Genomic DNA, 26,230 nt, shown 5'->3' with positions numbered 1-26,230 from the left:
CGGCACCGTCTCCACGTACTCGTAGCGCCCGTCGGTCTGCATCACCTGAATCGTTATTTCAGATGCCGTCACCTCTACCCGCACCCGGCCATCCGGGAGCATCTCCAGACAGGTGTAGCCGCCGCGCCTGATGCCGTCCGCGTCGGTGTAGACCAACTGCTGGCCGTCTTCGGACTCGCACGGCGGCAGATCGGGGCCACCTGGGAGCATCCGTGTCGCAAAGATTGCCTTCATTTTCAGCCCTTCATAAACTCTTCCAAGAGGTTATACTGCCCCTCAGTTCCCCGCGCGTAAATTTTCACTGCCTTAATATCCACTCCGCCTGTGCTGTAGAGGCAGTGCTTCCTGTTTCCGACAATGGCTGGATCTGCGATTGTCTGCGTTGTTCCGAGCAAAGAGTCGTTATAATACACGCTATAGCCTGTTCCGTCCTTGATAACGTATAACCACGCATCGGCCACAAAAGTTGCCGCCTGATCCATGACCGTAGTTTTCACACCTGAAACCGTCTTGGCGAGATAGCATCTGCCGTCTTGCAGGTAGGCAGTGGCAAGGTTTTGAGGATTTGGCTGGTTATCCAGATTGAGTGTTAGACCTGCCTGTGCCCCAGCAGCGAGCGAGTGGATCTGGACGCCAGCGACCACGTCCGGCGTGGAGAGCGTTGCTGTGCGGTAGTAATCTGCTGGCACTGATGGGTTGTTTCGCAGGTAGCCACCACTCACGCTCCACGTTGGCCCCTGCCACTCCACACCGCCACCACCAGAACCGAGGCCGCCCGCGATGCCCTCGGCGTGGCCCTTGCCGTCGGAGATGCCTTGCAGGGAGAAACCGTCTGACAGGAGAGGCGTGGGGAGCCAGAGGCGATGCGGGATGCGGAGAGTATCTATTTCTGCTTGCGCGTTGTTGTTAGTGATAGCTGGATATATAGTAGATACATTGCTCCTAGAATCTACCCACATCAAACGCCAGTCAGAACTAGATTTTAGCAGTAGCATCATTCCGTTAGAACGCAACAATACTGCTACGTTGTAAGCAGTATCAGCAATCCAAGACCCGATGGATGGTAACTGCGCTCCACCAGCGTGCCCTGTTATAATGTTTCCTGGGAAAAATGCCAAATCTGCCGCAGTCGCAGCTCCTGTCGTGGAAAGCGCGAAGCCAATAATAACCTTGTTATTTTGCTGGATATTAGCGACCATAATTCGGCCAGATTGGCGATTTATCGTCGGATAAAATACCCCCGGATCGCCCCATACCGGTGTCGCTTTCCCGCCGCTAATCACCAACTTTCCACCGGCCACGGACATCTTATTCTCGGTGTCCGTCACCGTTCTGGTCTGCCCGGTGCGGCATTTCGTTCCGTTCACCGCCCCGGCGGGCAAATCGGTGTCGAAATCGTCGCGTAGGAGGAACTTGATTGGCTTACGTAATGTCGTTAAAAGACTCATTACAGCGCCTTTACTACAAGCCTTACTGTTTGTGCCGTGGCCTGGATCTGTGCAGCGCCAGCAGAGGTTGTATAGAGCTGTACGTAATTTACACCAGTCAATACAACAACATCCGGCACGGCGCGATAAGCTGCAGCTCCATTCAACAGAATACTTTGTTCTGCACCATAACTATCTTGCACCGAAATACCAGCAGTAGCGCCATCAGACGATCTACGTATTTTACAAGCATCCCCAGCAAGCGTTGCAGGCAACACTACACCAACAAGAGTATATCCTTTAATATCAACAATATCGCTGACACTTGCGCCTTGAGCAAAATTGACAGTGATTTCTTTTAACGCAGCGCCACCGACACGCACCGGATTATCTCGATTAAAAAGAGCAAGAGGCCCCATGATATACTCCTATTCAGTCTTCGTCTCAATGACCGGCTCAAGTACCAAATTGACTTTCCACTTGCGGCCAGCAAAAGTCATCGTGCAAATCTTATTCACTTCAATATGATCGGTATCCGCTAATTTAGCAGCAGCAGCTTCATCGACTTCACGACGCACATAACTCTTCACAATACCAGCAAAATCAAATAAACCCATAAAAAATTTCCCAAAATTCATCGCAGCCTCAATTCTACACTAAGTTCAAGCCCTCTTGCCAAGTAATCGGCGAGCGATCCGAAACCCCAAACAACCACCATTGGTTTGTGCTATCAAAGCCCAGTTTCTTCAAACTCCACTGATCATCAGTCACCATGGTGCCGGTTTCCAAGATGTGCAGTTGGTTTACTCGCCAATACGCCATGGAGTGAAAGTGGCCGATACACAGCGCATCCAATGGTGCCAAGGCCCCGGAAGTATTCCAGCGTAAGAGGCGATTTTGCACCCCGTACCACGGAATACCGGCGGTCGAATAGATTTCATCACCATGGTAGAGCAGATAATTATGGTCGCGAATCTGCACCTTATTCATGCAGTAATTCTGCTCATTCAGATAAATCGGCATCTCGCCTTTCAACTCGCCACTCAAATAGCGATAAAAGACCAGATCCCAGTTGGTATTCTCGTGCGCGAAGCGTGAATTGCGGCCATGATTACCGACTACCGCGTGGATCTCGACCTTGCCCCACAAATCTTGCTGCCGCATCAGCCACGGCTTGACGATAGAAACCAGCCGCCATGCTTGCTCGTTCGGGTCGGTAATGATCTGGTGATGCACCTGTGTTGGGTAAATTCCGCCGCCATCGCAGATGTCGCCGAGCATGAAGATCGCCAAGCGATCCGCCGTAATGTTGCGCCGTTCCTTCAACTCCGCCAACTGACCGCCCAGACGCTGAAACCGATCCTCAAAAACTTCCAGGTTATAGCTCTCCGTCTGCTTTCCGTAGTGCCAATCAGAGGTCTGCAGTACTACAGTCTCTTTCGCCATAATGGGGTTCACCTATTCAGTTTTCTCAGTCGCTTCCGCGTCCACCACCACAACCGCGTTGGACGGCATGTTGACCTCAATCGTCTCAATCGGCTTGGTCACAGTCGTATTGACATCCACCGCAACCGGCTGATCCAGGCCCATCAACTTACGGATACTCTCGCTGACCCTCAACGATTCGCGAATGGCCCGCAGATCGCCATCGGCAATCATTTCATCCAGCTCAAACCGTAACTCTTCCAACCGGCCCAACTCCCGCCGCCGCAACTCATACTTCATCCCGTCCTGGGCCAAGGCTCGACCCGTATAGTAAGCCACGACATTCGGCGGCAAACCAAGCATCCTCCCAATCTCGCGATAATGCTTGCCCTGCACCAGCGCGAGGTTGAGCAGCTTTTCTATCTTTTCCGGTGGCATGCCAAGCTCAGGCTTGGCCGGTTCTACTGGATTCTTCGCCATCTCATTCTAACTCTAAATTTGTTAAATTTTTCACATTCGCGTGCGCGTAGGCCAACATGCACACCGCGTCCGCCACGTCCGACAGGGCCTTCTTATCCCTTTTCACCATGGGGTTTGGTGTCCAGCCAAGCCGATACGCGGCCTCTTCCATCATTTCCTTGGAAGCGTTGCCGTTGCCGGTGGCGAATTTCTTGATTTGTTTTACTTCCAACGGCAGGAGCGGAATGTGGTGCGTCATGGAAACCTCAAACAACACGCCCTGCAAACGCCCGTAAACGTGCGCGGCATCCGTGCCCATGTGCCGCCTTACTAACTCATAAGCGATGATGTGAATATTGTTTTCTTCAACACACAACTCAAGGTTATTGCGCAAGCGGACTGTTTGCATGCCGACGGGTTCAGTGTTATTGACTTTCAACTGCCAGTGCTCGGCATGTTTTCGATCATCCGTATTCCACGCCACACCAGTGGACTGACCTAAATCCATGGCGAGGATGTTATATTCACCATTTGGGGTTAGTTGGATTTTCAAGTTGCACCTTTGGGCCGCGGAGAGGGCTGATAGCAAGGGGGAACTACCAGCCCTCTACTAAGGGGAAGTATTGCATACAGTGTCCTTGTATGCTAAGATAAGTATAACACACTAACGCAAATCTGTCAAGAGCTAACCGCTTTACTAAGACAAAAGTACACATAAGAACGAAGCGTTTTTACAACAAAAAATCTGAGTGTTGATAGTCGCCTTGTCATTTCGCGTAAAAGGTGAAAGGCGGGTATGTTGACTCATTGACTCATCTTTGTCCGCTCTTGTCCGCTCCTGTCATTGTCCGCTTATGTCCGCTAACTACGTCGTGCTATTAGTCACAATACCCCTTGCACTGTGGTATAGAGTGTGCTATACTGTCGCTAGGCGCTACTCACAGCGTCGAAAGGGGAACGCACATGTTAGACGTTATCGCGGATGTTAGACTAGCTATAGCTTATCTGTTACTGTCGCACTCCTGCCTGCGTCGCATTAGCAGGCGCGAGTGCTATCAATTATCACGCGCAGCATGGCGGCAAGCAGGTAAGGATCTTCACCTGGTATGCAAGTTCGCTATCCGTATCACCTGGTAACACTCCTACCACTAAAGCCCGCTGCCGTTTGGCAGCGGGCTTTTCTTTTGCTCTCCTTCCCTCTCCCTTCCCATTAAACCCCTGTAATGCCCTCTAGCGTTCGTTTTAAGGCGTTTTCCTTATTCTCCCGTATCAATACGCGCTTATCACAAACGCGTCTTAGATGGCGCATATACGCGCTTTACGCGTATATTCACACTAGCAAAAAACTTTGAAAAAACATTAGAAAAAACGTTGACAGTATGTATTGAACCTGCTATAATAGCGTTGTTCGTTAGGATGCACTTTGAAAGCAGCATACTGAAAACACTTGAAAAAAGAGTTTGAAAAAACTCTTGACAGGGAATAAGCAGTATGCTATACTAAGTGCGTTCGGTTTGATTGAACCTTACACAAAAGCATAGCGTTAGCAAGTGTTAGAGCAAACTTGCAAACTGAGATGCCCCAACAAATAGCGGATGCTATCGGGGAACAAGGTAAGAAGTTTACTCTTGACACAAAACTAAAGTTATGCTACACTGTAAGCGTTCGGTTACAACGAACAGATAACTTGTCTAGACGCAAGTTATCAGTAGCAATACCTTGTAAGATAACGCTGCTAGGATTGGACACCCCCGGCAATGCTGGGAACGTTCCACTAGCGGCACCATGATTAAGGGCGGGAATCTATCTAAAATAGCCCTGCGCTAGAAACACAAACCGAATGTGGCAGTAGTATCACCACAAACGGAACGCCGCGCAGGATCCTATGGATAGAATCCCTTCGCACAATCGCTTTATGCGAACAAGCGGACTCGGTGCGCGTTTGGCACACGCGCATAAATAATCATGGTTTTACCTTGACAAGAGCACATGCCGTATAAAACGCAGGATCGATAGTCCAGGCATCCTTGCGAGCATCGGCGCTCGCCTGGAGGATTACGCCAAAGGCGATTCGGTAAGCGTGGAGGATGGTATCCTCCCGTGCAGGTTAGTGCGATTAGACATGCCTTGCTAGACGCAAGAGAACGCACCCGGCGGAAATCAATCCGCTTCGCGGAAACACGCAACAACACCATCTGGATGGTGGGGAATACGTGGCAACGGGAGCGGGGCGGTGCGGCTAAAGCGTTGGGACTCTTGACAGCCGTTTTACGGCAAGGCGTGTTGGCTATGCGTGTTTCCTTCCCCCTAACACGGGGAGGGGTATCCCTTGGCCCTGTCGAAAGACAAGGCTTAGGGATGCCTCTCCCCTCCCTAATTCCTTGCACCAATGGCGTTCCTTTGCGCCATTAGTGGAGGGAATCTGCTCTCCAAAGGGAAGGGGAAGGAAATAACATGCAAGAGATTAACAAGCAGCTTCACGAATTGACGTGCCAGGAAAAGGTTCACGTCCATCTGGCGAAAAACGCCATCACTTCGACCGGCAGGCGGCTGATCTACGACTATTTAGCGTCACAGCATCTGCCGTACATGCCGGAAGAGGCGATTGAATGGGTGTGGAGCACTAAGCGAGGCACCTTCCCGAAGCGTTTGGCGAAGTGGTATAAGGTGAATCACCAGATTGCCATCGACGCCCTGACGCTTTCGGAAGTGGGCAATATCGCTTCCTACAACGCCGAGGAAGCCACGGACTACACCATTGACTTTACCAAGGATATTCATTCTTGGCAGTCCGGCGACTTCGGCGACCACGGCTCATGCTACTGGACGTGTCGAAACGCGGCGCGTGACATGTTGGAAAACATGAATAGTTACGCGGTGCGTTTCTACGAAGCACGCATCGAAGGTGCGTACGAAAGTGGACGTGAACGTGCGGTGTGGGGTGAAGGCTATCGCGGCTATGCTCGCGCATGGCTGACGCCGATCACCTACGAACAAGAGGACGTGAAGCAGCACGGCTTAGTGTTGTGGAACGCCTACGGCATCGAATGCCTGAAAATGGCGCGTACTCTCGCGTCCTACTTGGGCGTTCCCTACAAGAAAATCGAGCTGTGGAACAATAGCGACTCAGATGGCATGCTGTGGATCAATGGGGCGCACGGCTATCTCCTCGGAAGCCAGGACATGATCGACCGGATCGACGCCTGGGATTTCCGTGAGGAAGACTTGCAGCCGGAGCGCGTCTGCTGCGTCTGCGGCGAAACGCTTGACGGTGACGACGACAACTACTACACCGACGAAGACGACAACATCTACTGTTCGGACTGCTGGCACGAGCGTTTCGTGCAGTGCGAATGGTGCGACGAATGGATCCCGCGTGACGAGGCGATTTACGCCGAAGACACCGGAGATCCCTACTGCCAGCACTGCGCCGACCGCCATCTCTACGAGTGCAGCGACTGCGGTAATTACTACACCGAATCGCTGACCGAAGTAGAGGGCATGAGGGGCGACGGCGTGTGCGAACACTGTCTGGAATGTGGCGACTATACCTGCTGCGACCACTGCGACACCTGGATTCGCAGCGAAGACGCAGTGGAGGTGCAGGGCGACTACTGGTGTCACGACTGCGCCACGCAGGAAGCCTTCGAGTGCGAGGAGTGCGGCGCAATGCACTTCAAGACTCAGCACTACTACGACCAGGAAACCGGAAAGCACCTGTGCCGCGAGTGCTACGAGGACGCGCAAGCGAACAAGGAGGAGTTGGTAACCGCTTGATCGTTGATCTTGCACCATTGGAGGATGGTGCAAGAATGAGCGATCACGCTCATTAGGGGGGAAACACACATGAAAATCAAGATTGAACCGCCGATGCGTACGATCACTGTCGAAATGGATAAAGAAAAATTCATAATTGACAGTGCCACACACACGGAATTTGAAGCACGATTATTGATCGCGCTTCGCGACTTGAACTTTGATGGCGGATTTCACATTAGTAATGATGTGGAATACTGTGGGCTTACTGAATACATCAAACCACAGTATAAGATCACGCGTTATGTCATTCTCACGCGTGACTGGCAGATGCCGGAAGAAGACATTGTGAAAGCTATCACAAGCGCCTTCCAAGTCTGATCGTTGATTGAGTCCTGTCACGCAGGACTCAAATGAGCGATCAAGCTCAATAGGGAAAAGGGGGAAATACGCATGAAATATGACATAGACACCCTGTGTCACCGCTGTCTGGCCGACATCGGCGACTTCCGCCGGTTCGGCACGCCGGGCGGCTTCGCGGAAGAAGAATACATTTTTCGCGACAATAACTCACCGATCCTTGGTGTCGCTCACCTGGACACTGTATTTGACGATAAGTCACACGACATGTTCGTTGAATACAAGAATAAGACTGGCAGTATCCACGAAGTTATATCGCCTAGACTAGACGACCGACTAGGAGCGTATGTGCTACTTGACCTACTTCCTAGGCTTGGTATCACACTGGATATACTGCTGACTACAGGTGAGGAACACGGTGCGAGCACGGCAGATATATTCGCCGTTGACTGCAAGAAAAAGTACAATTGGATCGTGGAGTTCGACCGTGCCGGAACCGACGTGGTAACCTACCAATACGGCGATGAAACACTGGATAATTTGCTGAAAAACTATGGCTTTAAGCTAGGCTGTGGTAGTTTCAGCGACATCAGCGTAATGGACGAACTAGGTTGCAAGGCCTTCAACGTCGGGATCGGCTACCACGCGGCGCACACGACGCACTGTTACGCCAACCTAGGCGAACTCACCGGCCAGATCCGTAAATTCGCCCGCTTTTACAAGAACAATCGTGACGTATTCCTGCCGCACCAGTACGAACCGCTGCGGCAAGCGTATACCTACGGTTGGGGCGGCAAATACGAACCGTGGTGGGATCGCGGCTACAGTTGGAGCAAGAAAGACGATGGCGAAGCGGAGAATCTGCGCGAAATGCTAGGCTACAATTACGACGAAGACGACCTCTACGCGGGCGGAAAGGAGGACGACGACCCGATTTACCGCAAGCCGGGTTACGACCCCGGCCCGGAAGAATTACGCGAAAACGGCTTAATTACCGACGATTGACCGTTGATACTGCGCTCTACGGAGCGCAGTAATGAGCGGTTACGGGAAAGAAACACGCCGTGCAAGCTAACGTATGCAGCTAAAATCGACGTAAAGGCACTTTACAGGCGTTTTAAGCGACTTTTATCCCTCAGACGGGTAATTAGCCATGCGACAAAAAATCTCCGCTTAAAACGCCTGTAAACGCGTTATGTGTTTTCTTTCACCATGGTGAGGCTGTGCGTTCCCCTGGAAGACGCCCCTTGTGAGCATACCGAGGGGTGTCTTCCCCCTTAAAATCGACGTAATAGGGCCTAGCGTGCCCGTAGAGCGACGAAACTAGCGCACGCGACTAATTACCCATGCGCGAAAGAAACGGGCCTTAAAACGGCTGAAAACGCGTTGCACGGCGCGAAACCCTGTTTTCACCATGTGAGAGAAGGGGTGATCGTTGACGGAGCGCCTTACCGGGCGTTCCAGTGAGCGATCACGCTCAGGAAGGGAGACACGCGAATGTATGGGCCTATGGCGTGCAATACTCACGCGCCTTCACACGGCGCAGTTCCGGTCGGAATGGGATTCGATCCTGGCGTTCGAGCGCCGGGAGAGAACGCGCCCCCCGGACGCCTACCTTAGCTACGTGGTGCAACTGGAGAAAAAGAGCTTGGTGGCGAGAAGCCCGAAGATCGACTACTGGCTTCTCGCCGCTTGGGTGCGGTCGCTGCGCGACCACAACCCGCGCTCGCCGCCCTAACTTTTGCAGTGTTTTTGTGGCACTGCAAAAGTGGCGGTGCAATGTGTTGCACGCAACAACCTAGGGTTGTTGCATGCAACACTTTTTTTGTTGCACGGGTTTATACGCGAGATTTTCAAAAAAGTATTGTTATGCAACAAAAAGACGGCGCCTGAGTTTGTGGCCAATTATAACGCAACTTTTCACCGAAAAGTTGCACACCCCTGTTGCATAGTGAAAAAATGGGGTTTTTTCAACCTGTTGCACGGGGGTTCGCGATTAGTGTACCACGAAAAACTGAAAATCGCTTCATAGTTTTTTCGGTATTTTCGTGGCATGATTTTCATAGCCATTTGCGTCACGCGCTTGAGTCAAAGAATCGGCGTGGTGTCTAGCATCGCGCCGAATTATGACGTTAATTTTTCGACCCGAGTTAGGCCGTTTTTGCGGCGCGATTACCATGCAATTTTTGGTGCCAAAGTCGTGTTGTGATTTTTCCCATTTTGTTGCATGATGCAACACTTTGCAACACGATGCAACAAATGGGGTAAAAGTTGCGTTATAATTGGCACCTTTTCCGCATGGTGCAACAGTTTTGCGACACAAGAAAAAAATCGAAAACATTACTTAGTGTATCGAATAATTAGCCTATAGAATTGTATACCGAATTGTATGCCAAATTCAGTCTTGCTAGGCAATCATGCCTAGCATAAGGGGGAGGAACAAAATGCCATTCGACACCGGAAATCGCGATGCCGACCGTTTCATGAACGGTCTAGCCAGTTACATTGAGCAAGACACCGGCACCGACGTCTTCCATGAAACATCGCAGATGCCAAACATTCGCCCGGTAATGCGTCAGATCATGGAGTACGCCGCCCGTAATGGCGCGGTTGACGAACGCGCACTGCGTTTAGTCACCAGCTACACGCGAGACGCGGCCAGTCGCCTGATTAATATGATGGCGTCCGTGCTGTGGTACGCGACAAAAGACAAGTCGTCAGAAAACGAGGTCTATTTCGGCGGTTTCGCCGGTCAGTTGGTGCAATACCTGAAGAATCGCACCGACACCGACGCGGACACGCCGGACTTCCCGGCCACTTGGCAGGAAGCCTCACAGCCGTCGCTTTCCACCATGGCGGGGGCGGCCTTGCTGCAGTCGCTGGCCGAACACCAGAGCATTCGCCAGGATACCACCATGGTGAAACGGGTGAAGGCCGACTTGGATGCCCTGGCCGCCGAGCTGGAGGACATGAAGGGCCTGATTGACGACTACTTCAAGCAGCCGGACGCGTATCGCTCGCGTCCGGGCCGGCTTGATCCGCAAGACGAAGACGAGTAGATCACGCGGTCAGTAGAGTATAGGTAAGCTATACTCTACTGACCTGGGGGGAAACGCATGGATGATTTCGATTGGTACTGTATGAAATGGATCGTTGGCGCGTTGCTGCTGGCCTGCTTGCTGGTTCATTTCTACGGCTGGCCGAAAGACGATGGCCGCGTTCCGTCAGTGCAGATCGTTCCAATTCATAACGGTACCTCTATCCAAATGGTGCCGATTGTGACGCCGTAAATCACCAAATAGGGGGAAGCACGATGAAGAGAGTAACATGCCCGCACTGTGGGATGCAACTCACAATGACTGAGATAGATGATTTGCCTCGTGGTGGTACGCGTCCTGCGGCCTTGCGTCGGTTGCTTAACAAGCCTGATGCCAAGGTGAAGGCGCTTGGCGACAATAGGTTTGAGTGCGAAGGTGAGGAGTATATGATCCTCACTGACCTTGAAGCTGACTCAAAGTGTTACGATGCTGTAACCGACTCGCTATGGTCATTCAGACCGTCGTTTATCCTGGATCATGTGAGTGGTGTTGACAACACGGTTGAGTTACAAAACGCACTCGCTGACATGCAAGATAGGTTGTGTGATAACAGTAATGCGCTCATAAAAGTCATGATAGACGACCTTTATGACTTCGTTAACGACGCGGTGGCCGCGGATGGGCGGGGTCATTTCTTGGCCTTCTACGACTGCATCGAACACCAGGAAGGAGAATACTTTATCTATCGCGTATAGGCTATCGTGGAAGGAAATATGAATACTGTTTATGGCATTGGTAAGAATAATCGTGGAGGCTATGTGCATCAGTGCTGCTACAGAAAATATTACCGCGAAAACGGTATTCCGGTAGGCAGCATCGAGGATGTAATTCCTTGTGAGGCTGAAAAACCGCAAGGAAAATGCTCTATCTGTGGAAGGAGTTTGTTAAACAGTCCAGTCAAAAGTTATTAACCGTTGATAGAGCGCCATACTGTGGCGCTCTAATGAGCGGTTAAATTTCAGGAAGGAGAATGCGCAGTGAAAACAACAAGAGTCCGTCAAGAAATGCGCCGTTCTATAGCCGTTGAGATAGAGATTGGAAGGGTGAACGAGCGTTTTGGTTTTTATCTCACCATGATGGCGTTTGCCTGTCTGATGGTGTATGTTGCTGGAAACATGCGGCTCATGATTATTCCTGTAATCGGCGCTGTGGTTAATACGATTTTCTGGTTGATAGCTAGACATTTAGTGGAATCTCAAAGAGCGTGACAGATACAGGAAGGATAACCTGAATGGCGAAGATGAAAAACGAAGCTGAAGTCATGCCAAAAGACTCGGTGTTAGTCATTCGAGTTCAGTTCAAAATTCCATTGACTCGTACTCAATGGAATCGAATACGTGTCAAGTCTGAAGAAATATTAAGGCTCGATTTACCGAGTGCGACCATCTACACGTGTCCGATTTTTACGCCTGACAGGACAATTCTAGTAGTTGACTACTGGGTTTACAACGAGATTCATTACTCGTTAGAAGGAATAGCGTATATGATCGGTAAATCTGTGGTATAATATCTCACATGGCGAAAGGGATGGAAACATGACAACCGACGAACAACTTTACTTGAAGGAGTTGAATCCTGAGCAGCGAAGTGTATTAGCGCAAGCGGCAACTTTTGAGCTAATCATGGCGCAGAAAGGAGATGTCTACAACATTGGCATCATTCAAGAAAACCATGTCGCCGCACGCCGTGCAGCGGAAATGCTAGGCTGGCACTTCACTGGTCGTAATGACGGTTGCTCACCCCGCGTCTTTAATGGCGAAGAGTGGGAGGATGCTGGTGACACGCGCTTATGGGAAGTGGAAAGAAACGGCATCACGCTTTCGCTTCTCCTGGCGCACCGGAGCCTGAACTTCCTGCCGTATGACTATGACGCCGCGTGTGGCTATTTGCCGTACAGTTGTGACCGGGTAGAGGAAATTCTGCTTGACCAATTAGAGGAAGCTATGGCAAATGGTGTAACGCCTGGATTTGTTACTAGAATTTCGCAAGCAGCATCGGAGCGTTGCGAGATACGCGGCACTGTCAAGGCACTGGAGTTGAAAGAACGCGCAAACGCGTTACGAAAGCGTTGTGAAGGGGTGGCGAAGAAATAGGAGCGATTTGCTGTACAGCAAATGAGTAGGGTTAAGGGGGCGGAATGAAAGTCGAAGATAAAGTCATCAGGGAATACACGCGGGAAATTGGAATGAACGAAGGTTCCTTCCGCCATTATTTCGACCTGGATGAGTCGAAGGTTAGCGGCAAGGATCTTATTATGTCGCTCGAAGTCAAGCCTGTGGTTCACGCCATTCGCCGTGCTATTGAGCTAGAGCAGGAGCGTTGCTTGAAGCTGTTGGAAAACGCAATTAAGAAAGAGAAACTTATAGCTGCTATCCATAGCAATCCTGTGTCAAAATGCCGACATGAATACGCTGTTGCAGCTCTACGGGACATAGTGCAACCTATTGCCGATGGCATAGAACCGGAGGATATGGAAGAATAAGTTTGCACGATTTGCTGTACAGCAAATGCGTGATCTGGAGGTATAATGGGGGTTAAGAACATGACGCCTGAAGAGATGGCGATTAAAATTTACGCGGAATCATCGAGACTTGATGAAGGGCAAGTCCGTTTCTTAATGAACTTGCGTGATGAAGATTCGCCTCTTCCATGGGAGAAAATACAGGCTCACCATGTGAGGCTATTCATCGAATTGATCTCTCGCGCCATTGAAGTTGAGCGAAATCGGTGCGCTGCACTAACGCGACAGGAGGCTCATTTAATAGAAAATGATCCATCGTACTCTTACAACAACGCGCTTGAAATATATGCTGGTAAGGAGGTCGTCAGTGAATTAAGGTGGCTTGCTAAACTGATTGAAAACGGCACGGAGGAATAAGGAGTTATAAGATGGACACGCCTAGAGCTGGTATCAAATCCGATGGCGAGGTTTTACACGCCACGCTTTACGGTAAGGCGAAGCCGCAACAACCAAGCGCCTTAGAAACTGAGTTGTTAGAGGCGCTCGTCAATATCGCGAAAGGGGTGCAGGACTGTCTGGAAGGTGAAATCTCGATCCAGGAACTCCGGGAGGACTTAAATTATGCGCGTTCAATCCGTGAACAGATCCGGCAGCACGGTTGCGACTATTGGGGCCTGCGCCCTGATGGTGTGATCGGGCCTTGCGGAAAATGCGTATCTTGTCTGGCAGTGTTCAATACGTATTGGAGTGATACGGAGGGCTTGTGAAACTGATTAGTTTTCTGAGAAACTTATTTCATCGTCGCGCTATCCAGCAGGAGCGCGACCGCTGTTTACGGATCCTGGAACGTGAATACAATCGGCAAACTTTGATCGCTGCGGATAGCGTCACTGGTCTTGAAACCCAATTCGCTGAAGGGATTGCCGGAGCTTTGCAGGAAATGATGCACTCAATCGCGAAAGGCGCGGAACCAGAGGAGGTAATAGATGGACACTTCTAATACCGCTGTGACCATCCCAGGCTGTGTAGAAAGAGAACGTAAACCGACCTTAGAGGATGTGGCAATTCGGATCTATGCTAAATGGAAAGGGTTTAGTGAAGAGTATGTCCATGCTTGCATGAATTGCAGTGACGAAAATGGCTTAGATGCTTTGCAGACACCCCGTGGCGTGGTGAAAAAGGAGATCGGCATGGTTTGTCTCGCCATGGAAATCGAGCGCGAGGCTTGTATCAATCTAGCGAGTGAGCAAGCCGCGATGTTGTATAAAAAAGCTGGCACTCGTGGCGATTTTGGGATTAGATGCGCAGACTTATACGCAGGACGTAACATAGATCGAGTAGCTGACATGATCAGCAACGGCGAAGAATGGAATGTGGGGTGATATGGAAGTCACAGTGGCGTTAAAGGATTCAGAACGGAAGTTCGCTATTACATTTAATAATGGCGTAAAAGTGTCTGAATGGGGTTTTGTGACTGAGACAATCCGTAACATGGTGAGAAGGAAGTTACCTGGCGCAACGGTGGTGATTTACGGCATACCGCTAACTACCGATAGCCAGTATATTGTCGCCGCACGGGTGACAATCTGGGAGGCCGCGAACCATTCGGATAACGAGATAAGATCCATGTTGCAAGAAACACTGACGCAACTAGACTTATCATAGAAAGGATAGTGATGAAACACTTTTGTGTCAATTGTAAACATCATGTGGGGTGGTGTTATGACAGGCATTTTTGTTATGCTAAACAGCTTAGAAAAAGGGTTGACTTTGTAACTGGAAAGGAGTATAATATTGATAAAGATGGATACGTGACTGCTGATAAGCACCCATTCTGTAAAGATATAAATTCAGATGGATTGTGTACTATGTATGTAGATAAAGAAGGGGGATAAATGGGAGCACCAAAGAGTTATCCGCGCTATAGCCGTCAAGAGGCTTTACGGTTATACCTTGGCTGTCCAGATTTTGAGATTCGTATACGCAAGTATGGACTACTTGCTATCGAAGATCAAGAATACGCGGTCTGGAACGATGCTGAGGCCGACATAGAGTGCCGTCGTATTATCGAAAGTGAGCTATGGAAATTCGACATTCATTTTATCATGGCTCACCTGCCCGCCAATCTGCAAACTGCGGCGATGAAAGGAGTGCTTGAGCATGCACAGAAAGAACTTGGTGTGGATTCAAACCCGCTAATAATGTCTGTAATAGCGAACCTTACTCAATTTTGCCAAGATGTAATCGCGATGTTTGGGCGCGAACATTTTCTGGCACCATATGACGGCAAGGAAGGTTTGTATATCGGATACTTTATCTACCGGGTGAAATGAAGGGATACTAAATGAAGTCGTATTGGTTTTATGTAGCCTTGCGAGTGGCCGATACGCCGGAAAAGATTTCCAGGCTGCGGAACTTGGTCGGTGCTGCAGTGGAGGGGGTGATACACAGCAAGAACTATTTCGTGCTGAACCAAGAAGGGGGAACCAAGATGTGCTTCTATATCGGAGTGATTGACGAACATAACTCCGATGCGGTCGAGGACGCGATAGATAGCGCGTTGCTGGTTTTTGCCAACGAAACTTTGTAACCGTAGGCTTGATGTTCGTTCACGGGAAAGGGGATTAGGATGGATGAAGAGTATAATTTACAAGACCTCAACAGGTCATTAGCCGACGGCCCAAAAGAAGAGGCCCCGGTTAAAGTAGACGACGATTTAGAAAACGCCATGCAGGTGATTGAACTCACTCTAGCTGGCACGCACAACATAATCTCTGGTTTATATACTGGAGAGAAGCCGCCAGAAGATTTAATGCTACTCAGTGTCGTGACTACTGCGCGGGCGTTATGATCCGCTAAAAACATGCGGGCTATGTTGGCTGCACGCGGTCTGGTTTCGCAACAGGACGCGTTGAGCCAAGCGAACAACTGAAAAGGGGATTGAAAATGATTAAAGTGCCGCCGACGTTAATTCAATACGCGAAAGACCACAACTGCGAGATCCGTTATGGTGCATTGCGCGAGGTTTCTTGCGGAAACTTCAAGGTGACGATCAGCACCGAAGACGACAAAATATTTGTTCTTGCTTTCTACATGCAAGACAAACAGATTCACTCGTTTTCCATGCGCTACCCGAACTGGGTTGCCACCATGGAGCGGGAGGCTTACATCGGTAATGTAGCGGTGAATTGCCTTTCCCTCATGGTGCAAACGGTGCAGGAATATCACAAGGTGCGCCGCGAATTGGAAGGAGCATGGTTGGTATCTCACATGGGAGTGTAAGTGATGCTTCATTTCTAACAAAGAGCAACTTTTACGTTGCTCTTTGTTAGAGGTGTTGACATACGCGTTTAGTTCTGATATAATACAGATGGAGGTCAGCATGGCTGAGAATAAATGTGGTATGCTTACACTTGATGGACTTGCTCAATCTGTTGTTGACTTGGATAAATCGTTTGTTGTTGGCATGCTTGCTAATCATAAGTTTTTTAATTTCAAAACTTATGAAGATGTAGTTTTAAACGATCAGTCGAAGTATTTATTCTTGCGCGAGGCGACCAAAATCTTGTGGTCTGAAATTGCGGAGCGTGTAAGAAAGCATCCAACTTATCAAAAGCTGAAGGAGTGTTATGAGCGTACGCCTGACTACCTTGGAAACGCGAATAATGCCTTGCAGTGGATAATCAAGCATTTAGAGATTGAGATCAAAGAGCGACAACTTTCCATGGAAACACTGGCTATTCGTGCTGGCCTGTCACTGGAGGAAGTCTTTCAGGTTTTTACTTATCGGCTAAACGATGTGCCGATGCGCAACTTGATCGTAGTTGCAAATGCGCTAGGCTATCGCTTAGAGTTTCAGAAAGAGGCGGACAAGTGAAGATCAATGACATCATCACCATGCGAAAGAAATATGGTCGCCCGGCGTTCTGCTGGTCGAAGCAGTGCAAGGAGAGCGGCTTCACTGCGCTGAATATTGACTGGATGGTTGATGAAGCAGTTGTGCTGCGCTACGATTACGGCCAGTTTCCTGAGCCAGAAGTAATCATCGGCGATCAGTGCGAGATCATGTTGCCGGAGATGATCGACGCCGACGCGCTTGTTCGCTGGCTGGAAGACGAGCAGGTGCAGCATCTTATGAATTGCATACAGTCAACCTACGAGATCATGGCAAACCATGACTTTGATTGTAGCACGGACATTTTGTTCCAGGCACAGATTCGGAGGTTGCGTGAAAGTTTTGATCGCGATGTGAAGCTGTTTCTCCTCCCTGATGGCGGCTATATGGATGCTGTCGAGTATTTCTACCCAATCCGTTACGAGATTGGTATTGACGGCAATTATGAGCGCCGCCAGTTGGAGGAAGTGGCGTGGCATCACGCGCAGTTGGCAGCGAAACGAAACATCATCTTTTCGCTTCCCGGCGCAGTGGAGTATTTAACAAGCATCCGTAATGAATATTCGGATGCGAAAAATCGCGCATAGGAGGTGTATTGCTATTAAACGCGCAGTTTTTCTAGGCGCGGCCATCTGGCATTTTCTTGTTGCTACTCCGGCTTTAGCGCATGTAAAGATGAAAATGCGGGTGACCGCGTATTGCAATCGCGGTAAAACAAAAAGCGGCATAATGGCGAAACAGGGCTGCATCGCGTCTGACCCGGCTATTGTGCCGATTGGTTCGACGGTATATATTCCTGGCTACGGTTATGGAAAGTGCGTTGACACTGGCCGTAAGGTTAAGGGCCACCATTTAGATGTCTGGTTGCCGTCTCGCTCTAGTTGTGTGCAGTGGGGTAACAAAAAACTTTTTGTTCACGTCAATAAAAAATATGTCAGATAGATTGACATATTGGTGATATTGTGCTACAATAAACAAGATGGAGGTTGGCATGATACGCAAGATGCTATGTAAGTTAGGACTGCATGATTGGGCGTATTGGTCGCCTGAAGCAATCACTTTTCCGTTGATGCGTTGGTGCCGACACTGCTGCAAGACTGAAATCAATATGGATGCGGAGCATCCAACGTGGTTCGACACCGAATCGCTGAAAGGCCAGGAGATCGTTGAGGCTCTCAAGCAGGAATCCACGCTGCAGAAAGGCTTGAAATGACTTCCAATGAGTATGCCGATCAATTATGGAATCGTGTGTTGAAGAAAAGCTATTTGCAATGGGTTCCTAATTCAGTATACATTAAGTTTATCAAAAAGCAAATAGCTAAAATCATTTATCAAGCCGTAGTTGAGGAGCGTCAGCGTTGCGTTGCCTATATACGAGATGAAGCTGAATATAAGCATAGCATGGCTCGTTGTAGCGATCCTTTATCTAAATTCGCAGAGCAAAATGCTTCTCACGAATTAGATAGACTGGCTGATCGTATTGAGGATGGCTTGGATTAAAGGAGGTCGTATGAATCAACCGGAGTATCAAATCCAGCAGGAAGCTAACGGCTCGGCAAGAGTGACAGTCCTTGCTGGATCCTTCGATATTTTCTGCGACATGGATGCTTTTAGCAAGGAGCTTGGCGATTTAGCCAAAACATGCAGGGAGATCGCAGTTGATTTAGAAGCAGTGCGTCATATCGACATCACAACTGTATGCGCCCTGATTAAAATTCAACGTCTACTCTCTAAATATCATGGCGAAGCCGGTAAGCTCGTGCTGCTAAATCCAACAAAATTTGTTGGCGAAATTTTATCCTGCATGCACGCAGACCGGATTTTAGAGCTTGAGTATGAAGTAGACATCACATGGATGGAGGAGGGTGAATAATGCACAGTACACAAGGGCTTGTGTGTTTGTTTGCGGTAGCCTTTTGGCTTATCTTTATTCCTCTGCTACTTTCTACACAGGGGAAAATCTCAAAACTGTTCGATACCTTTGTCGCGTATATTATTACGCTATTTGAGATGGCGTTGTGTGCATGTGGGCAGCACTGTTGGTCTAATGGTGATCCAAATAAATCGAACCGCTATAAAACGGTATCTCGCCATTGCGTATCGTGTAACTGCATTGAGCATTTAGTTAATGGGCATTGGCAAAAGGAGAACCGCCATGCAAGAGCTTCCTTACATCGGCTTTGCGCCGGGAGATCACATCACGATAGAGATGATGAACGGCAAACTCTATGAAGACGTGGTGTTTATTCGTTGGTTCGATAATGATATACTAGAGATAGCTGATAGTGATAGGCAGAATAGCCGCCATCGTTTAGTGGTGTTCGCTAATGCCTGCGAGATCAGCAAGTGTCTTACAGAAAGGGAATAAGAATGGCTTGGGAGGAATATCAGGGAATCGTTACGGGGGAGTACACTGCCACCGCGAATAAAGGTGGCTCTATTTCGTTCAGTAGCGCGGTTGCAAAAACGATCTTGAAGGACATTCAGTTTTGCGTGCTGTATGTGGATAAGGAGCGGCAATGTATCGGATGCAAGCCGGTGGATAAAGATGCCGCGAATGCGCGTCGTGTGCGCAAGTCTGGGAGCGGCATGCAGGTAAACGCCGCTGGTGCGATTTCGTTGTTAGATCTCCATCCCAACCCGACCGTGAAAGGTCGCGTGTATCGTGAACGCGATATGGTGGTGGTGGATTTTTCGGAACCGTTGCCGGTTACCCATCGCGCTCGAAGGTAATTGACTAGAGGCGGCACAAAGCCGCCTCTTTTCTACATGTTTGTGAAGGCGAGGTGATACACTTTGGATTGGCAACCTGTAGTCAAGGCGGTGCGCAAAGATGCCGGGCCGCATAAAGGCCCACTTACTAACGATGAATGGGCCACGCTCTTAGAGAGTAGCAGTAAATTACCAAAGAAAGCATACGTGCTTTTAGAGCGGTTAGCGATCTTTCATGTTGGTGGAATACCGATGCACCTTCAGAAAAAGGACGCGGATGATTAACTCGTTGCGGCCAGTTTTACGCCCGTTTCAGGAAGAGTGTCTGGATTGGGGATGCCAAAAGTTGAAAAAGACTCGTGGCATCCTCATTGCCGATCAGCCGGGAACTGGAAAAACGCTAGAATCTCTCGCCATTATCGCGGAGCGGCAACTGTTCCCGGCTTTGATTATCTGCCCTGCAAACCTGCGCTTAAACTGGCTGCGCGAAGTACAACGCTGGCTGCCTGATATAAAGGCACAAGCCGTCTTATCCGGTGGCGGCTGCGATAAAACAGCGGACGTGCTGATTATCAATTACGAATTGCTCTTGCAAAACTTAGTGACGTTACACAGCATTCCGTTTCAGGTGATGGTTTGTGACGAATTTCACTATGTCAAGTCGCCCGGATCTAAACGCTCGATTTTAGTGCGCGAGTTGAGCCAGCGTATCGCCTACCGCATTGGGTTGACCGGCACCCCTATTCAGAATCGACCGATTGAAGCCCTGAACCAGATCGATATTCTTGGTCGTCTATGGTGCTCCCATGACCAATTCCGCGAACAGTATTGCGGCCCAACTACCGTATGGAATGGTTACAAGCACGTCCAGGAGTATAAAGGAAGCTCGAATGAGCTTGGTCTGCACAATATGATGCAGTCCTTCACCATTAGGCGCAGGAAACAAGACGTGCTGCCTGATTTGCCGGAAAAGCAGTTTAGCGTCATTCCGGTCGAGATCCCTAACATGGCGGAGTATCGTAAGGCGGAAGCGGATTTTCGCCAGTGGGTCGCGGAGTTCGGCGAACAGTCGCTTGAACTGGAGTACCAGGATAGCTTTGATCTAGATAGCGAACTGCCGTTTGCTCAAATGAAACGTTTGCAGGCTGAAAAGCTGCGGCATTTCTCCAAATTGCGCGGAATTATCGCCGCCGGTAAGGAGCAAATCGCCCGAGACTGGGTAGCAAACTTCCTGGAAAGTGATGAAAAATTACTGGTGTTTGCATTGCACATCAATGTGCAGCAGGCGCTTGTCAAGGCGTTTCCCGGTTGTGCCCACGTTCTCGGCGCGGACAGCATGCAAAACCGCATGGCGAACGTGGATCGCTTCCAAACCGACCCGGATTGTAGGTTGGCGGTGCTCTCCATGCAGGCCGCTGCCGAAGGCTTGACGCTTACCGCTGCCTCGGACGTGTATTTCCCGGAGCTTGGTTGGGCACCAGGACACATCGAGCAGTGCATTGACCGTGCCCACCGCATCGGCCAACAGGCAGATGCGGTAAACGGCTATTTTACCGTGGCGATCAATACGGTAGAAGAAAGCGTAGCGCGGTTGCTGGATTGGAAAAGTGAAACGATCAGTCTCGCCACCGATGGTAAATTACTGGTCGATGTTTTGATTAGTCAGATGTTGAAAGGATATTAAGCTGATGCGCCGTTATTCTACTGAAGAAATGCGCTATATCATTTCGCTTGCTGAAAAAATTGGCGCTTCGGAAGCCGCTAGAATTTGTTCAGTGCCAGTTAATACTATAAATTCCTGGCTATTCTATGCCAGACGCGCAAAGAAGAATGATGCGGAAAAGTATACTGTTGAGCAAAAATACGAGATTGTCCGTTACGCGCAGGAATATGGAACGCATGCTGCTTCTCAGGATAATGGTGTTTCTGAATATACCCTAAGCAAATGGCGAAGAGAATTTGAGAATGGAGACCACCATGGATATCGGGTTGTCAAGCGTAAACGACTCGGATTTTATCTTAATCGCAATGTGTTCAAACGTCGGTTGAAAAAACTCGGTATTAAGCAAAAGGATTTGGCGGCAATGGTTGGCCGTGATGTAATGACAATATCTGCTTACGCGAACGGAAGCCGCTCGATGAAGCCTGCAATCGCGGAAAAGATCGCTGCCATACTTCAGGTTGAATTTAAGGATTTAGTTAGTAAATAGGACACTTGAAATCGAATTGCCTATGCGATATGATATACGCGTATGTTGTGACAAGCCATTTCTATCCTCACTATCTCCTAAAAGGGAAGGGCCGGTTTTAGTAACCGGCCCTTTTAGGGGATAGGATTTAACTTCGCACATTATGTCCACCTACATCTTACCCTATTTTACCCAAAAAATCAAGGAGAAACACCATTCAAGATGGAAGGCAAAAAATACGATGCCGGGAAAGACCGATGGGATCTCCTGCCATTCGCGCAAGTCCGGCAAATCGTCAAAGTTCTTACCTTCGGCGCGGCGAAATATGAGCCGAATAACTGGCAAGGCGTTGAGAAGGAACGCTATATCGCCGCCGCCTTTCGTCACTTAACCGCCTGGATCGATGGTGAACGCTGCGATCCTGAGAGCGGAATCCACCACCTCGCACACGCTGCTTGCAATCTCCTCTTTTTGTTATGGCAAGACGACAACCCAAAGCAGTAGTCTTGTCTCCCCTATTTAGGACACCATGATGCTAAAAGTAACCCTCGCTGGAGAATACATGATCCCCGCCGTTTGGATTGGTAAACGAGACTTCAATGAAATTCGGGAAGACCCGTCGATTATCTACGACATCGTAGCCGACGAGTTAGGCGAAATCGTTGAGGACTTGTCGGAATTGATTGAGAATGTGGAGTGGGTAGACAATCCGTAAATTGTTTCAAAAAACGCTTGACGCAAAAGCCTAAAGGTGCTACAATATCGGTGTTGGAACAAATAAAGGATTGTTCCAATAGACACCGCTGGAAGCTAACGGATGCAGTTCGATTCTGCTGAGGTGTCGCTAATGAAACGTCGCTGGCCTCATAAGGCTAAGGATGTTGACTCAACAGCGTTATTCTGTTTCATGTGCTGTTCTTCCTCCGTTTAAGGGCCGGGGGTAGTCTCCTTGGCGCAAGATACAGATGCGCGGCGACTGGGTAGCGGCGCTTAATTCGCTGCCCGCCATGCCAGAGTAGTTTAAGTAAAACGCAACCGCGAGATTGCCTAATGCTTACACGGTTGAAATCACGGTTCGACTCCGTAATCTGGCACTGATAGAACGATCAGGCCAAGGCGGCAGGAGTGCAGCGCCTAATCTGCGCTCCCAATGCAGGCGTGGGCTAATTGGCATGTCACCATGTGGAGATGAAGGTTCGAGTCCTTCCGTCTGCTCTAAAAAGAATGGCGGTGTGAATGAGCAACCAAAAAATCATCGAGCAACTCCGCGATGGCGTGTATGATGGCTTGTTGTGGCGTATTTCAATCATTGGCATCTTTAGTGTGCTTGCTTGGAATAATTTGAGTCACTGGTTTTTGGTTGTCTCATTTTTTTTCGCGATTAAGTGTATCGCTTGGGCTGAACAAAACCTGGAAGACATTGACGATTTAGAAACAGTTTTGTGTAAGTAATCGGAGCGTAGCTCAATTTGGATAGAGCGCCCATGACGTCTGGGAGGTTGCAGGTTCGAGTCCTGACGCTCCGACCAGTTTTCAATAATGACAATAAATAGTTCGGCGGTGTGGCGCTTATGACACGCAGGGTACAGGTTCCTGGGGGCCGTGTATGTAGCTAGGAGTACGGTGAAATTCCGGTAGCTCAATAACCCCCTAGTCAGGTGAAAGACTGACCCGAACTAGGTTTGATACTACAGTCAAAACGAAAGGAATGCACGTCATGCAAATCACAAAGGAAGAAATCGTAAAGATTATTGATCAAGAAATCAGTTGGTGTATGTGTCATAATTTCGATTATTACATAGACGAAGAATATAAAAAGGGTTTTATCAATGGCATGGAAAGTGTCAAAAAACTTTTTGAAAACTTGTTTGATGTATTGAAAGATGATTAAGGAAAGCCATATTTTGCCGCTGTAGGCCAATGGCAGAGTCAGGCGATTTAAAATCGCTACAGTGAGGGTTCGACTCCCTCCAGCGGCACCATTAAGGGGATAGGTAGAAAGAGGGTTCGATGCCGGAAGTGAATGTGGAGTGCAACCTGGAAGATTCGTCGCAGTGTGGTGAGCAAAAGTGGCAGGTTGTCACCGTCTCGTTTCTACCTAATGAATGGGAAAACCTTGCCGCTTTCGTTTTAGAGGACAACCCGGCGCTCCGGCCAAAGCTATCTGGCGATTTGAGAGATCGCGTGGCGCAGGTGGAGCGTAACCGGGCGATCCCGGAATATGGCGCAGACAACACGGAAGCCGAGCCTCCTAACTGCTTGCGTGAATTACGGCTGCGTTCGCGGCTCAACATCAACGAAGCCGCCGCCGCGCTAGGGCAAAACTTCGATGCGGCAAAAGTCTCACGTCAGGAGCGCGGTTCTCGCAAGCTATCCGCCGAGGACATCATTGCTTACGCGGCGCTATACAAGGTTCCTACGTATCGCCTGTTTGTGAATTTTTCAGCGGCCTTAGATGCTGGCGAAGAAGATTTAAGCGACGTAAGCTAACGTTGCTATCCCAAAAAAGCCCGCCTTCACTGTATGTGCTGGCGGGCTTTCGTTTCAATGTGGAGGAGACAGTGAACAATGTGTTAGAAGGGAATGAGAGGCTTGAGGCCGCGCTGCAATATGTCCGAGACGGCTACTCTGTTATTCCTGTTAATAATCAAACAAAGAGATCGTTGATTAAGTGGAAAGAGTTCCAAACTCGCCTCCCTACCGAAAACGAAATCCTCCAATGGTGGGAGCAGTTCCCTTCCGCATCGGTGGCGATTGTCACCGGCAAGCTGTCGAACATTATTGTATTGGACGCCGACCTTCGCCATGGCGCGAGGCCGGACGCGATTTTCGAGAAAGCTCCAACTAGTCGAATCGTACAAACTGGAAACGGCTATCACTTTTGGTATCAATACCCGGAAGGGTATGAGGTAATTCCTCCACTCACCTCAGTGCTCGAATCTGTTTCTCTTGGCCTTGACGTGCGTGGCGATGGCAGTTACGTGATTGTGCCGCCCTCAATGCACAAAAGCGGAGCACAATATCTCTGGTATCAAGAGGAAGAAATAGGTGTTTTACCAGATAAATTTTGCAAAGAGATTCTCAAGAATTACCATTCTAGCAATACAACCGAGCAGGATTCTAAAGCCACTCCCGAAGCGCCTAACGAAGAAAAATGGCTCAGTAACATCATCGCTGGCGTTGGTGAAGGCGAACGCAACCAAGCATTAACTAAATATGTTGGGTATCTTGCCGGTAAGGGCATCCCAATAGATGTCGCGACCCGCATTGTCGAAGAGTGGGATAGCACAAAGAACATCCCGCCCTTGCGGGCAGAAGATCCGGCGCAGTTTCAACGCACCATCGAGAGCGTTTACAACATGGAGCGGGCTAAAACCGCTGCCGCCAAGACTAACGATTCCGGTCTTGAGTTCACCATGCAGGATTACAATTCCTACATGATGGAATACGTCTCGGAAGAAGTATCTTGGTTGATTGATGGTTGGGTGCCACTTGCCACTACTGGATTGATCGTTAGCCCTCCTGCAACTTATAAAACTTGGCTCCTGGCTGATCTAGCGGTTTCAGTAGCCACAGGAACACCATTTTTAGGGCGTTTTAAGCCTAGTATTACAGGCCCGGTGTTCATGTTTCAGCAGGAAGACGCGCACCAGATTATCGCCTCGCGCTTAAACTTGATCTCTACCGTGCGCATGCCCAATCTGGTGCCAGACGTAAATTGGGATGAAAAGCGCGACGATTTCACTTTTCGTATGCCACCAAAGATTCCGATTTACATTCACCCGGAGCGCATGCTGCGTTTTGGTGACCGCTACTCCATCGAGCGTTTAGAGTATTTCGTGAAAACTTATAGGCCGGTATTGGTGATCCTTGACCCGCTTTACTCTGCCGCTGGCACGGATGATTATATGGCGAGTGCCGCTGGCGACATGATGATTTTCAAGCGCCTGCGTGATGAATACGGCACTACCTTCCTGGTGGCGCACCATACAAAAAAGGGCGCGGACGGCGGACGTGAAGGCGCGTGGGGTAGCCAGTTCTTGAATGCTTGGTTGGAAACCGGCTGGCAAATTCGTAAAACGGAAATGCCGAATGTCGTCACTTTGATGCGCCACTTCAAAAACACCGGCACGATGGACACTGTAGCGTTGCAGTTTGATATTGATGATGCAACTGATTGGCGCTACAACGTTATTCTCGATGATGAAGATAGAGAAGTCGCAGCAGTAGCGAGTCCTAACTCAAGTCACGACATAATTACCAATGCCCTCTCTCATGGTGGAATGGATATTAGCGAATTGGTTGAAGTCACCGGCAAGAATCGCACTACGGTTTACCGCTGCATTAATCAAATGCTTAAAGATGCTGAGATAGTGAAAGTAGACCGTAAATTTTTCTTGCAAAAACTGATCGCTACGCAAATGTTCGACTAGCAATCGCTTGACAAA

The 26,230-nt window shown here is 49.3% G+C and carries 40 protein-coding genes and 3 tRNA genes; 36 read left to right on the top strand and 7 right to left on the bottom strand.

What is annotated here, in order from left to right:
• The 7 genes from HF312_15750 to HF312_15720 all read right to left on the bottom strand — a co-directional run.
• Window positions 1–234, bottom strand: a 234-nt coding sequence (locus HF312_15750) for a hypothetical protein (protein MCU7521671.1), incomplete at its 3' end; no start/stop codon positions are given.
• A gap of 2 nt (window positions 235–236) precedes the next feature.
• Window positions 237–1,448 (bottom strand): hypothetical protein, encoded by a 1,212-nt coding sequence (locus HF312_15745; GenBank protein MCU7521670.1) that lies wholly within the window; start codon window positions 1,446–1,448, stop codon window positions 237–239.
• Complete coding sequence (locus HF312_15740) at window positions 1,448–1,846, bottom strand: hypothetical protein (protein MCU7521669.1); 399 nt, start codon at window positions 1,844–1,846, stop codon at window positions 1,448–1,450. Before HF312_15740 ends, HF312_15745 begins: the two co-directional genes overlap by 1 nt.
• Before the next feature lie 9 nt (window positions 1,847–1,855).
• On the bottom strand, window positions 1,856–2,065 hold the full coding sequence (locus HF312_15735; GenBank protein MCU7521668.1) for a hypothetical protein: 210 nt from the start codon (window positions 2,063–2,065) through the stop codon (window positions 1,856–1,858).
• A gap of 13 nt (window positions 2,066–2,078) precedes the next feature.
• Complete coding sequence (locus HF312_15730; protein ID MCU7521667.1) at window positions 2,079–2,873, bottom strand: hypothetical protein; 795 nt, start codon at window positions 2,871–2,873, stop codon at window positions 2,079–2,081.
• 12 nt (window positions 2,874–2,885) lie between these two features.
• The gene (locus HF312_15725; protein MCU7521666.1) at window positions 2,886–3,332 is read right to left on the bottom strand and encodes a hypothetical protein; all 447 of its coding nucleotides are present in this window, start codon (window positions 3,330–3,332) and stop codon (window positions 2,886–2,888) included.
• Window position 3,333: 1 nt separating this feature from the next.
• Window positions 3,334–3,864: a crossover junction endodeoxyribonuclease RuvC gene (locus tag HF312_15720; GenBank protein MCU7521665.1), complete on the bottom strand. Its 531-nt coding sequence runs from the start codon at window positions 3,862–3,864 to the stop codon at window positions 3,334–3,336.
• 1,901 nt (window positions 3,865–5,765) lie between these two features.
• Here HF312_15720 and HF312_15715 point away from each other — a divergent pair.
• The 36 genes from HF312_15715 to HF312_15540 all read left to right on the top strand — a co-directional run bounded on the left by HF312_15715 (window position 5,766) and on the right by HF312_15540 (window position 26,215).
• Window positions 5,766–7,088, top strand: a complete 1,323-nt coding sequence (locus tag HF312_15715; protein MCU7521664.1) for a hypothetical protein — start codon at window positions 5,766–5,768, stop codon at window positions 7,086–7,088.
• A gap of 69 nt (window positions 7,089–7,157) precedes the next feature.
• Complete coding sequence (locus HF312_15710) at window positions 7,158–7,448, top strand: hypothetical protein (protein MCU7521663.1); 291 nt, start codon at window positions 7,158–7,160, stop codon at window positions 7,446–7,448.
• Between the two features lie 72 nt (window positions 7,449–7,520).
• Complete coding sequence (locus HF312_15705) at window positions 7,521–8,432, top strand: hypothetical protein (protein ID MCU7521662.1); 912 nt, start codon at window positions 7,521–7,523, stop codon at window positions 8,430–8,432.
• A 496-nt stretch (window positions 8,433–8,928) separates the two neighbouring features.
• Entirely contained in the window at window positions 8,929–9,165 is a 237-nt protein-coding gene (locus HF312_15700; GenBank protein ID MCU7521661.1) for a hypothetical protein, read from the top strand.
• Window positions 9,166–9,871: 706 nt separating this feature from the next.
• Window positions 9,872–10,486 carry a hypothetical protein gene (locus HF312_15695; GenBank protein MCU7521660.1) on the top strand — a complete coding sequence of 205 codons (615 nt, stop codon included), beginning with the start codon at window positions 9,872–9,874 and terminating at the stop codon, window positions 10,484–10,486.
• A gap of 57 nt (window positions 10,487–10,543) precedes the next feature.
• On the top strand, window positions 10,544–10,717 hold the full coding sequence (locus tag HF312_15690; protein ID MCU7521659.1) for a hypothetical protein: 174 nt from the start codon (window positions 10,544–10,546) through the stop codon (window positions 10,715–10,717).
• Window positions 10,718–10,740: 23 nt separating this feature from the next.
• On the top strand, window positions 10,741–11,220 hold the full coding sequence (locus HF312_15685) for a hypothetical protein (GenBank protein MCU7521658.1): 480 nt from the start codon (window positions 10,741–10,743) through the stop codon (window positions 11,218–11,220).
• Window positions 11,221–11,502: 282 nt separating this feature from the next.
• A complete protein-coding gene (locus HF312_15680; GenBank protein MCU7521657.1) occupies window positions 11,503–11,733 on the top strand; it encodes a hypothetical protein in 231 nt (76 codons plus the stop codon).
• Between the two features lie 327 nt (window positions 11,734–12,060).
• Window positions 12,061–12,618 carry a hypothetical protein gene (locus tag HF312_15675; protein ID MCU7521656.1) on the top strand — a complete coding sequence of 186 codons (558 nt, stop codon included), beginning with the start codon at window positions 12,061–12,063 and terminating at the stop codon, window positions 12,616–12,618.
• A 44-nt stretch (window positions 12,619–12,662) separates the two neighbouring features.
• Complete coding sequence (locus tag HF312_15670; GenBank protein ID MCU7521655.1) at window positions 12,663–13,007, top strand: hypothetical protein; 345 nt, start codon at window positions 12,663–12,665, stop codon at window positions 13,005–13,007.
• Window positions 13,008–13,052: 45 nt separating this feature from the next.
• On the top strand, window positions 13,053–13,403 hold the full coding sequence (locus tag HF312_15665; GenBank protein MCU7521654.1) for a hypothetical protein: 351 nt from the start codon (window positions 13,053–13,055) through the stop codon (window positions 13,401–13,403).
• Window positions 13,404–13,414: 11 nt separating this feature from the next.
• Window positions 13,415–13,753 carry a hypothetical protein gene (locus tag HF312_15660; protein MCU7521653.1) on the top strand — a complete coding sequence of 113 codons (339 nt, stop codon included), beginning with the start codon at window positions 13,415–13,417 and terminating at the stop codon, window positions 13,751–13,753.
• Entirely contained in the window at window positions 13,750–13,986 is a 237-nt protein-coding gene (locus HF312_15655; GenBank protein ID MCU7521652.1) for a hypothetical protein, read from the top strand. The genes HF312_15660 and HF312_15655 overlap by 4 nt, the downstream gene beginning before the upstream one ends.
• Window positions 13,973–14,368 carry a hypothetical protein gene (locus HF312_15650; protein MCU7521651.1) on the top strand — a complete coding sequence of 132 codons (396 nt, stop codon included), beginning with the start codon at window positions 13,973–13,975 and terminating at the stop codon, window positions 14,366–14,368. The genes HF312_15655 and HF312_15650 overlap by 14 nt, the downstream gene beginning before the upstream one ends.
• A gap of 513 nt (window positions 14,369–14,881) precedes the next feature.
• A complete protein-coding gene (locus HF312_15645) occupies window positions 14,882–15,319 on the top strand; it encodes a hypothetical protein (protein ID MCU7521650.1) in 438 nt (145 codons plus the stop codon).
• Window positions 15,320–15,330: 11 nt separating this feature from the next.
• The gene (locus HF312_15640) at window positions 15,331–15,576 is read left to right on the top strand and encodes a hypothetical protein (GenBank protein ID MCU7521649.1); all 246 of its coding nucleotides are present in this window, start codon (window positions 15,331–15,333) and stop codon (window positions 15,574–15,576) included.
• 39 nt (window positions 15,577–15,615) lie between these two features.
• The gene (locus HF312_15635; GenBank protein MCU7521648.1) at window positions 15,616–15,837 is read left to right on the top strand and encodes a hypothetical protein; all 222 of its coding nucleotides are present in this window, start codon (window positions 15,616–15,618) and stop codon (window positions 15,835–15,837) included.
• A gap of 95 nt (window positions 15,838–15,932) precedes the next feature.
• Window positions 15,933–16,268: a hypothetical protein gene (locus tag HF312_15630; protein MCU7521647.1), complete on the top strand. Its 336-nt coding sequence runs from the start codon at window positions 15,933–15,935 to the stop codon at window positions 16,266–16,268.
• 100 nt (window positions 16,269–16,368) lie between these two features.
• On the top strand, window positions 16,369–16,863 hold the full coding sequence (locus HF312_15625) for a hypothetical protein (protein MCU7521646.1): 495 nt from the start codon (window positions 16,369–16,371) through the stop codon (window positions 16,861–16,863).
• Complete coding sequence (locus HF312_15620) at window positions 16,860–17,468, top strand: hypothetical protein (GenBank protein ID MCU7521645.1); 609 nt, start codon at window positions 16,860–16,862, stop codon at window positions 17,466–17,468. The genes HF312_15625 and HF312_15620 overlap by 4 nt, the downstream gene beginning before the upstream one ends.
• On the top strand, window positions 17,449–17,823 hold the full coding sequence (locus HF312_15615; GenBank protein MCU7521644.1) for a hypothetical protein: 375 nt from the start codon (window positions 17,449–17,451) through the stop codon (window positions 17,821–17,823). Before HF312_15620 ends, HF312_15615 begins: the two co-directional genes overlap by 20 nt.
• Before the next feature lie 127 nt (window positions 17,824–17,950).
• The gene (locus HF312_15610) at window positions 17,951–18,094 is read left to right on the top strand and encodes a hypothetical protein (protein MCU7521643.1); all 144 of its coding nucleotides are present in this window, start codon (window positions 17,951–17,953) and stop codon (window positions 18,092–18,094) included.
• Window positions 18,091–18,381 (top strand): hypothetical protein, encoded by a 291-nt coding sequence (locus tag HF312_15605; GenBank protein MCU7521642.1) that lies wholly within the window; start codon window positions 18,091–18,093, stop codon window positions 18,379–18,381. The genes HF312_15610 and HF312_15605 overlap by 4 nt, the downstream gene beginning before the upstream one ends.
• A gap of 10 nt (window positions 18,382–18,391) precedes the next feature.
• The gene (locus HF312_15600) at window positions 18,392–18,754 is read left to right on the top strand and encodes an STAS domain-containing protein (GenBank protein ID MCU7521641.1); all 363 of its coding nucleotides are present in this window, start codon (window positions 18,392–18,394) and stop codon (window positions 18,752–18,754) included.
• Between the two features lie 282 nt (window positions 18,755–19,036).
• Entirely contained in the window at window positions 19,037–19,249 is a 213-nt protein-coding gene (locus HF312_15595; protein MCU7521640.1) for a hypothetical protein, read from the top strand.
• A 2-nt stretch (window positions 19,250–19,251) separates the two neighbouring features.
• A complete protein-coding gene (locus HF312_15590) occupies window positions 19,252–19,614 on the top strand; it encodes a hypothetical protein (GenBank protein ID MCU7521639.1) in 363 nt (120 codons plus the stop codon).
• 325 nt (window positions 19,615–19,939) lie between these two features.
• On the top strand, window positions 19,940–21,277 hold the full coding sequence (locus tag HF312_15585; GenBank protein MCU7521638.1) for a DEAD/DEAH box helicase: 1,338 nt from the start codon (window positions 19,940–19,942) through the stop codon (window positions 21,275–21,277).
• A 4-nt stretch (window positions 21,278–21,281) separates the two neighbouring features.
• Window positions 21,282–21,803, top strand: a complete 522-nt coding sequence (locus HF312_15580; protein MCU7521637.1) for a helix-turn-helix domain-containing protein — start codon at window positions 21,282–21,284, stop codon at window positions 21,801–21,803.
• A gap of 201 nt (window positions 21,804–22,004) precedes the next feature.
• Window positions 22,005–22,286 carry a hypothetical protein gene (locus HF312_15575; protein ID MCU7521636.1) on the top strand — a complete coding sequence of 94 codons (282 nt, stop codon included), beginning with the start codon at window positions 22,005–22,007 and terminating at the stop codon, window positions 22,284–22,286.
• Window positions 22,287–22,314: 28 nt separating this feature from the next.
• Window positions 22,315–22,497, top strand: coding sequence for a hypothetical protein (locus HF312_15570; protein ID MCU7521635.1), 183 nt, complete (start codon window positions 22,315–22,317; stop codon window positions 22,495–22,497).
• Window positions 22,498–22,934: 437 nt separating this feature from the next.
• A tRNA-OTHER gene (locus tag HF312_15565) sits at window positions 22,935–22,997 on the top strand.
• Between the two features lie 21 nt (window positions 22,998–23,018).
• Entirely contained in the window at window positions 23,019–23,234 is a 216-nt protein-coding gene (locus tag HF312_15560; protein MCU7521634.1) for a hypothetical protein, read from the top strand.
• A 1-nt stretch (window position 23,235) separates the two neighbouring features.
• A tRNA-Val gene (locus HF312_15555) sits at window positions 23,236–23,311 on the top strand.
• Between the two features lie 377 nt (window positions 23,312–23,688).
• Window positions 23,689–23,764, top strand: a tRNA-Leu gene (locus tag HF312_15550).
• A 28-nt stretch (window positions 23,765–23,792) separates the two neighbouring features.
• Window positions 23,793–24,272, top strand: a complete 480-nt coding sequence (locus HF312_15545; GenBank protein ID MCU7521633.1) for a helix-turn-helix domain-containing protein — start codon at window positions 23,793–23,795, stop codon at window positions 24,270–24,272.
• 71 nt (window positions 24,273–24,343) lie between these two features.
• Window positions 24,344–26,215 (top strand): AAA family ATPase, encoded by a 1,872-nt coding sequence (locus HF312_15540; protein ID MCU7521632.1) that lies wholly within the window; start codon window positions 24,344–24,346, stop codon window positions 26,213–26,215.
• Window positions 26,216–26,230: the final 15 nt, after the last annotated feature.

The organism is Ignavibacteria bacterium (assembly GCA_025612375.1).
Classification (GTDB): Bacteria; Bacteroidota; Ignavibacteria; order Ignavibacteriales; family SURF-24; genus JAAXKN01.
The sequence above is the reverse complement of the archived record's forward strand: the minus strand, read 5'-3'. Positions and strand labels throughout refer to the sequence as shown.

Bases quoted from the DNA above. Each gene is read 5' to 3' on its own strand.
- HF312_15725 (MCU7521666.1), bottom strand. From the start codon at position 3,332: ATGGCGAAGAATCCAGTAGAACCGGCCAAGCCTGAGCTTGGCATGCCA.
- HF312_15710 (MCU7521663.1), top strand. From the start codon at position 7,158: ATGAAAATCAAGATTGAACCGCCGATGCGTACGATCACTGTCGAAATG.
- HF312_15730 (MCU7521667.1), bottom strand. From the start codon at position 2,873: ATGGCGAAAGAGACTGTAGTACTGCAGACCTCTGATTGGCACTACGGA.
- HF312_15650 (MCU7521651.1), top strand. From the start codon at position 13,973: ATGGACACTTCTAATACCGCTGTGACCATCCCAGGCTGTGTAGAAAGA.
- HF312_15700 (MCU7521661.1), top strand. From the start codon at position 8,929: ATGGGCCTATGGCGTGCAATACTCACGCGCCTTCACACGGCGCAGTTC.
- HF312_15570 (MCU7521635.1), top strand. From the start codon at position 22,315: ATGCTAAAAGTAACCCTCGCTGGAGAATACATGATCCCCGCCGTTTGG.
- HF312_15605 (MCU7521642.1), top strand. From the start codon at position 18,091: ATGACTTCCAATGAGTATGCCGATCAATTATGGAATCGTGTGTTGAAG.
- HF312_15670 (MCU7521655.1), top strand. From the start codon at position 12,663: ATGAAAGTCGAAGATAAAGTCATCAGGGAATACACGCGGGAAATTGGA.
- HF312_15705 (MCU7521662.1), top strand. From the start codon at position 7,521: ATGAAATATGACATAGACACCCTGTGTCACCGCTGTCTGGCCGACATC.
- HF312_15745 (MCU7521670.1), bottom strand. From the start codon at position 1,448: ATGAGTCTTTTAACGACATTACGTAAGCCAATCAAGTTCCTCCTACGC.
- HF312_15590 (MCU7521639.1), top strand. From the start codon at position 19,252: ATGGCTTGGGAGGAATATCAGGGAATCGTTACGGGGGAGTACACTGCC.
- HF312_15575 (MCU7521636.1), top strand. From the start codon at position 22,005: ATGGAAGGCAAAAAATACGATGCCGGGAAAGACCGATGGGATCTCCTG.
- HF312_15545 (MCU7521633.1), top strand. From the start codon at position 23,793: ATGCCGGAAGTGAATGTGGAGTGCAACCTGGAAGATTCGTCGCAGTGT.
- HF312_15580 (MCU7521637.1), top strand. From the start codon at position 21,282: ATGCGCCGTTATTCTACTGAAGAAATGCGCTATATCATTTCGCTTGCT.
- HF312_15690 (MCU7521659.1), top strand. From the start codon at position 10,544: ATGGATGATTTCGATTGGTACTGTATGAAATGGATCGTTGGCGCGTTG.
- HF312_15560 (MCU7521634.1), top strand. From the start codon at position 23,019: ATGAGCAACCAAAAAATCATCGAGCAACTCCGCGATGGCGTGTATGAT.
- HF312_15640 (MCU7521649.1), top strand. From the start codon at position 15,331: ATGAAGTCGTATTGGTTTTATGTAGCCTTGCGAGTGGCCGATACGCCG.
- HF312_15630 (MCU7521647.1), top strand. From the start codon at position 15,933: ATGATTAAAGTGCCGCCGACGTTAATTCAATACGCGAAAGACCACAAC.
- HF312_15740 (MCU7521669.1), bottom strand. From the start codon at position 1,846: ATGGGGCCTCTTGCTCTTTTTAATCGAGATAATCCGGTGCGTGTCGGT.
- HF312_15735 (MCU7521668.1), bottom strand. From the start codon at position 2,065: ATGAATTTTGGGAAATTTTTTATGGGTTTATTTGATTTTGCTGGTATT.
- HF312_15665 (MCU7521654.1), top strand. From the start codon at position 13,053: ATGGGGGTTAAGAACATGACGCCTGAAGAGATGGCGATTAAAATTTAC.
- HF312_15695 (MCU7521660.1), top strand. From the start codon at position 9,872: ATGCCATTCGACACCGGAAATCGCGATGCCGACCGTTTCATGAACGGT.
- HF312_15615 (MCU7521644.1), top strand. From the start codon at position 17,449: ATGCGAAAAATCGCGCATAGGAGGTGTATTGCTATTAAACGCGCAGTT.
- HF312_15600 (MCU7521641.1), top strand. From the start codon at position 18,392: ATGAATCAACCGGAGTATCAAATCCAGCAGGAAGCTAACGGCTCGGCA.
- HF312_15635 (MCU7521648.1), top strand. From the start codon at position 15,616: ATGGATGAAGAGTATAATTTACAAGACCTCAACAGGTCATTAGCCGAC.
- HF312_15660 (MCU7521653.1), top strand. From the start codon at position 13,415: ATGGACACGCCTAGAGCTGGTATCAAATCCGATGGCGAGGTTTTACAC.
- HF312_15685 (MCU7521658.1), top strand. From the start codon at position 10,741: ATGAAGAGAGTAACATGCCCGCACTGTGGGATGCAACTCACAATGACT.
- HF312_15675 (MCU7521656.1), top strand. From the start codon at position 12,061: ATGACAACCGACGAACAACTTTACTTGAAGGAGTTGAATCCTGAGCAG.
- HF312_15715 (MCU7521664.1), top strand. From the start codon at position 5,766: ATGCAAGAGATTAACAAGCAGCTTCACGAATTGACGTGCCAGGAAAAG.
- HF312_15645 (MCU7521650.1), top strand. From the start codon at position 14,882: ATGGGAGCACCAAAGAGTTATCCGCGCTATAGCCGTCAAGAGGCTTTA.
- HF312_15610 (MCU7521643.1), top strand. From the start codon at position 17,951: ATGCGTTGGTGCCGACACTGCTGCAAGACTGAAATCAATATGGATGCG.
- HF312_15625 (MCU7521646.1), top strand. From the start codon at position 16,369: ATGGCTGAGAATAAATGTGGTATGCTTACACTTGATGGACTTGCTCAA.
- HF312_15595 (MCU7521640.1), top strand. From the start codon at position 19,037: ATGCAAGAGCTTCCTTACATCGGCTTTGCGCCGGGAGATCACATCACG.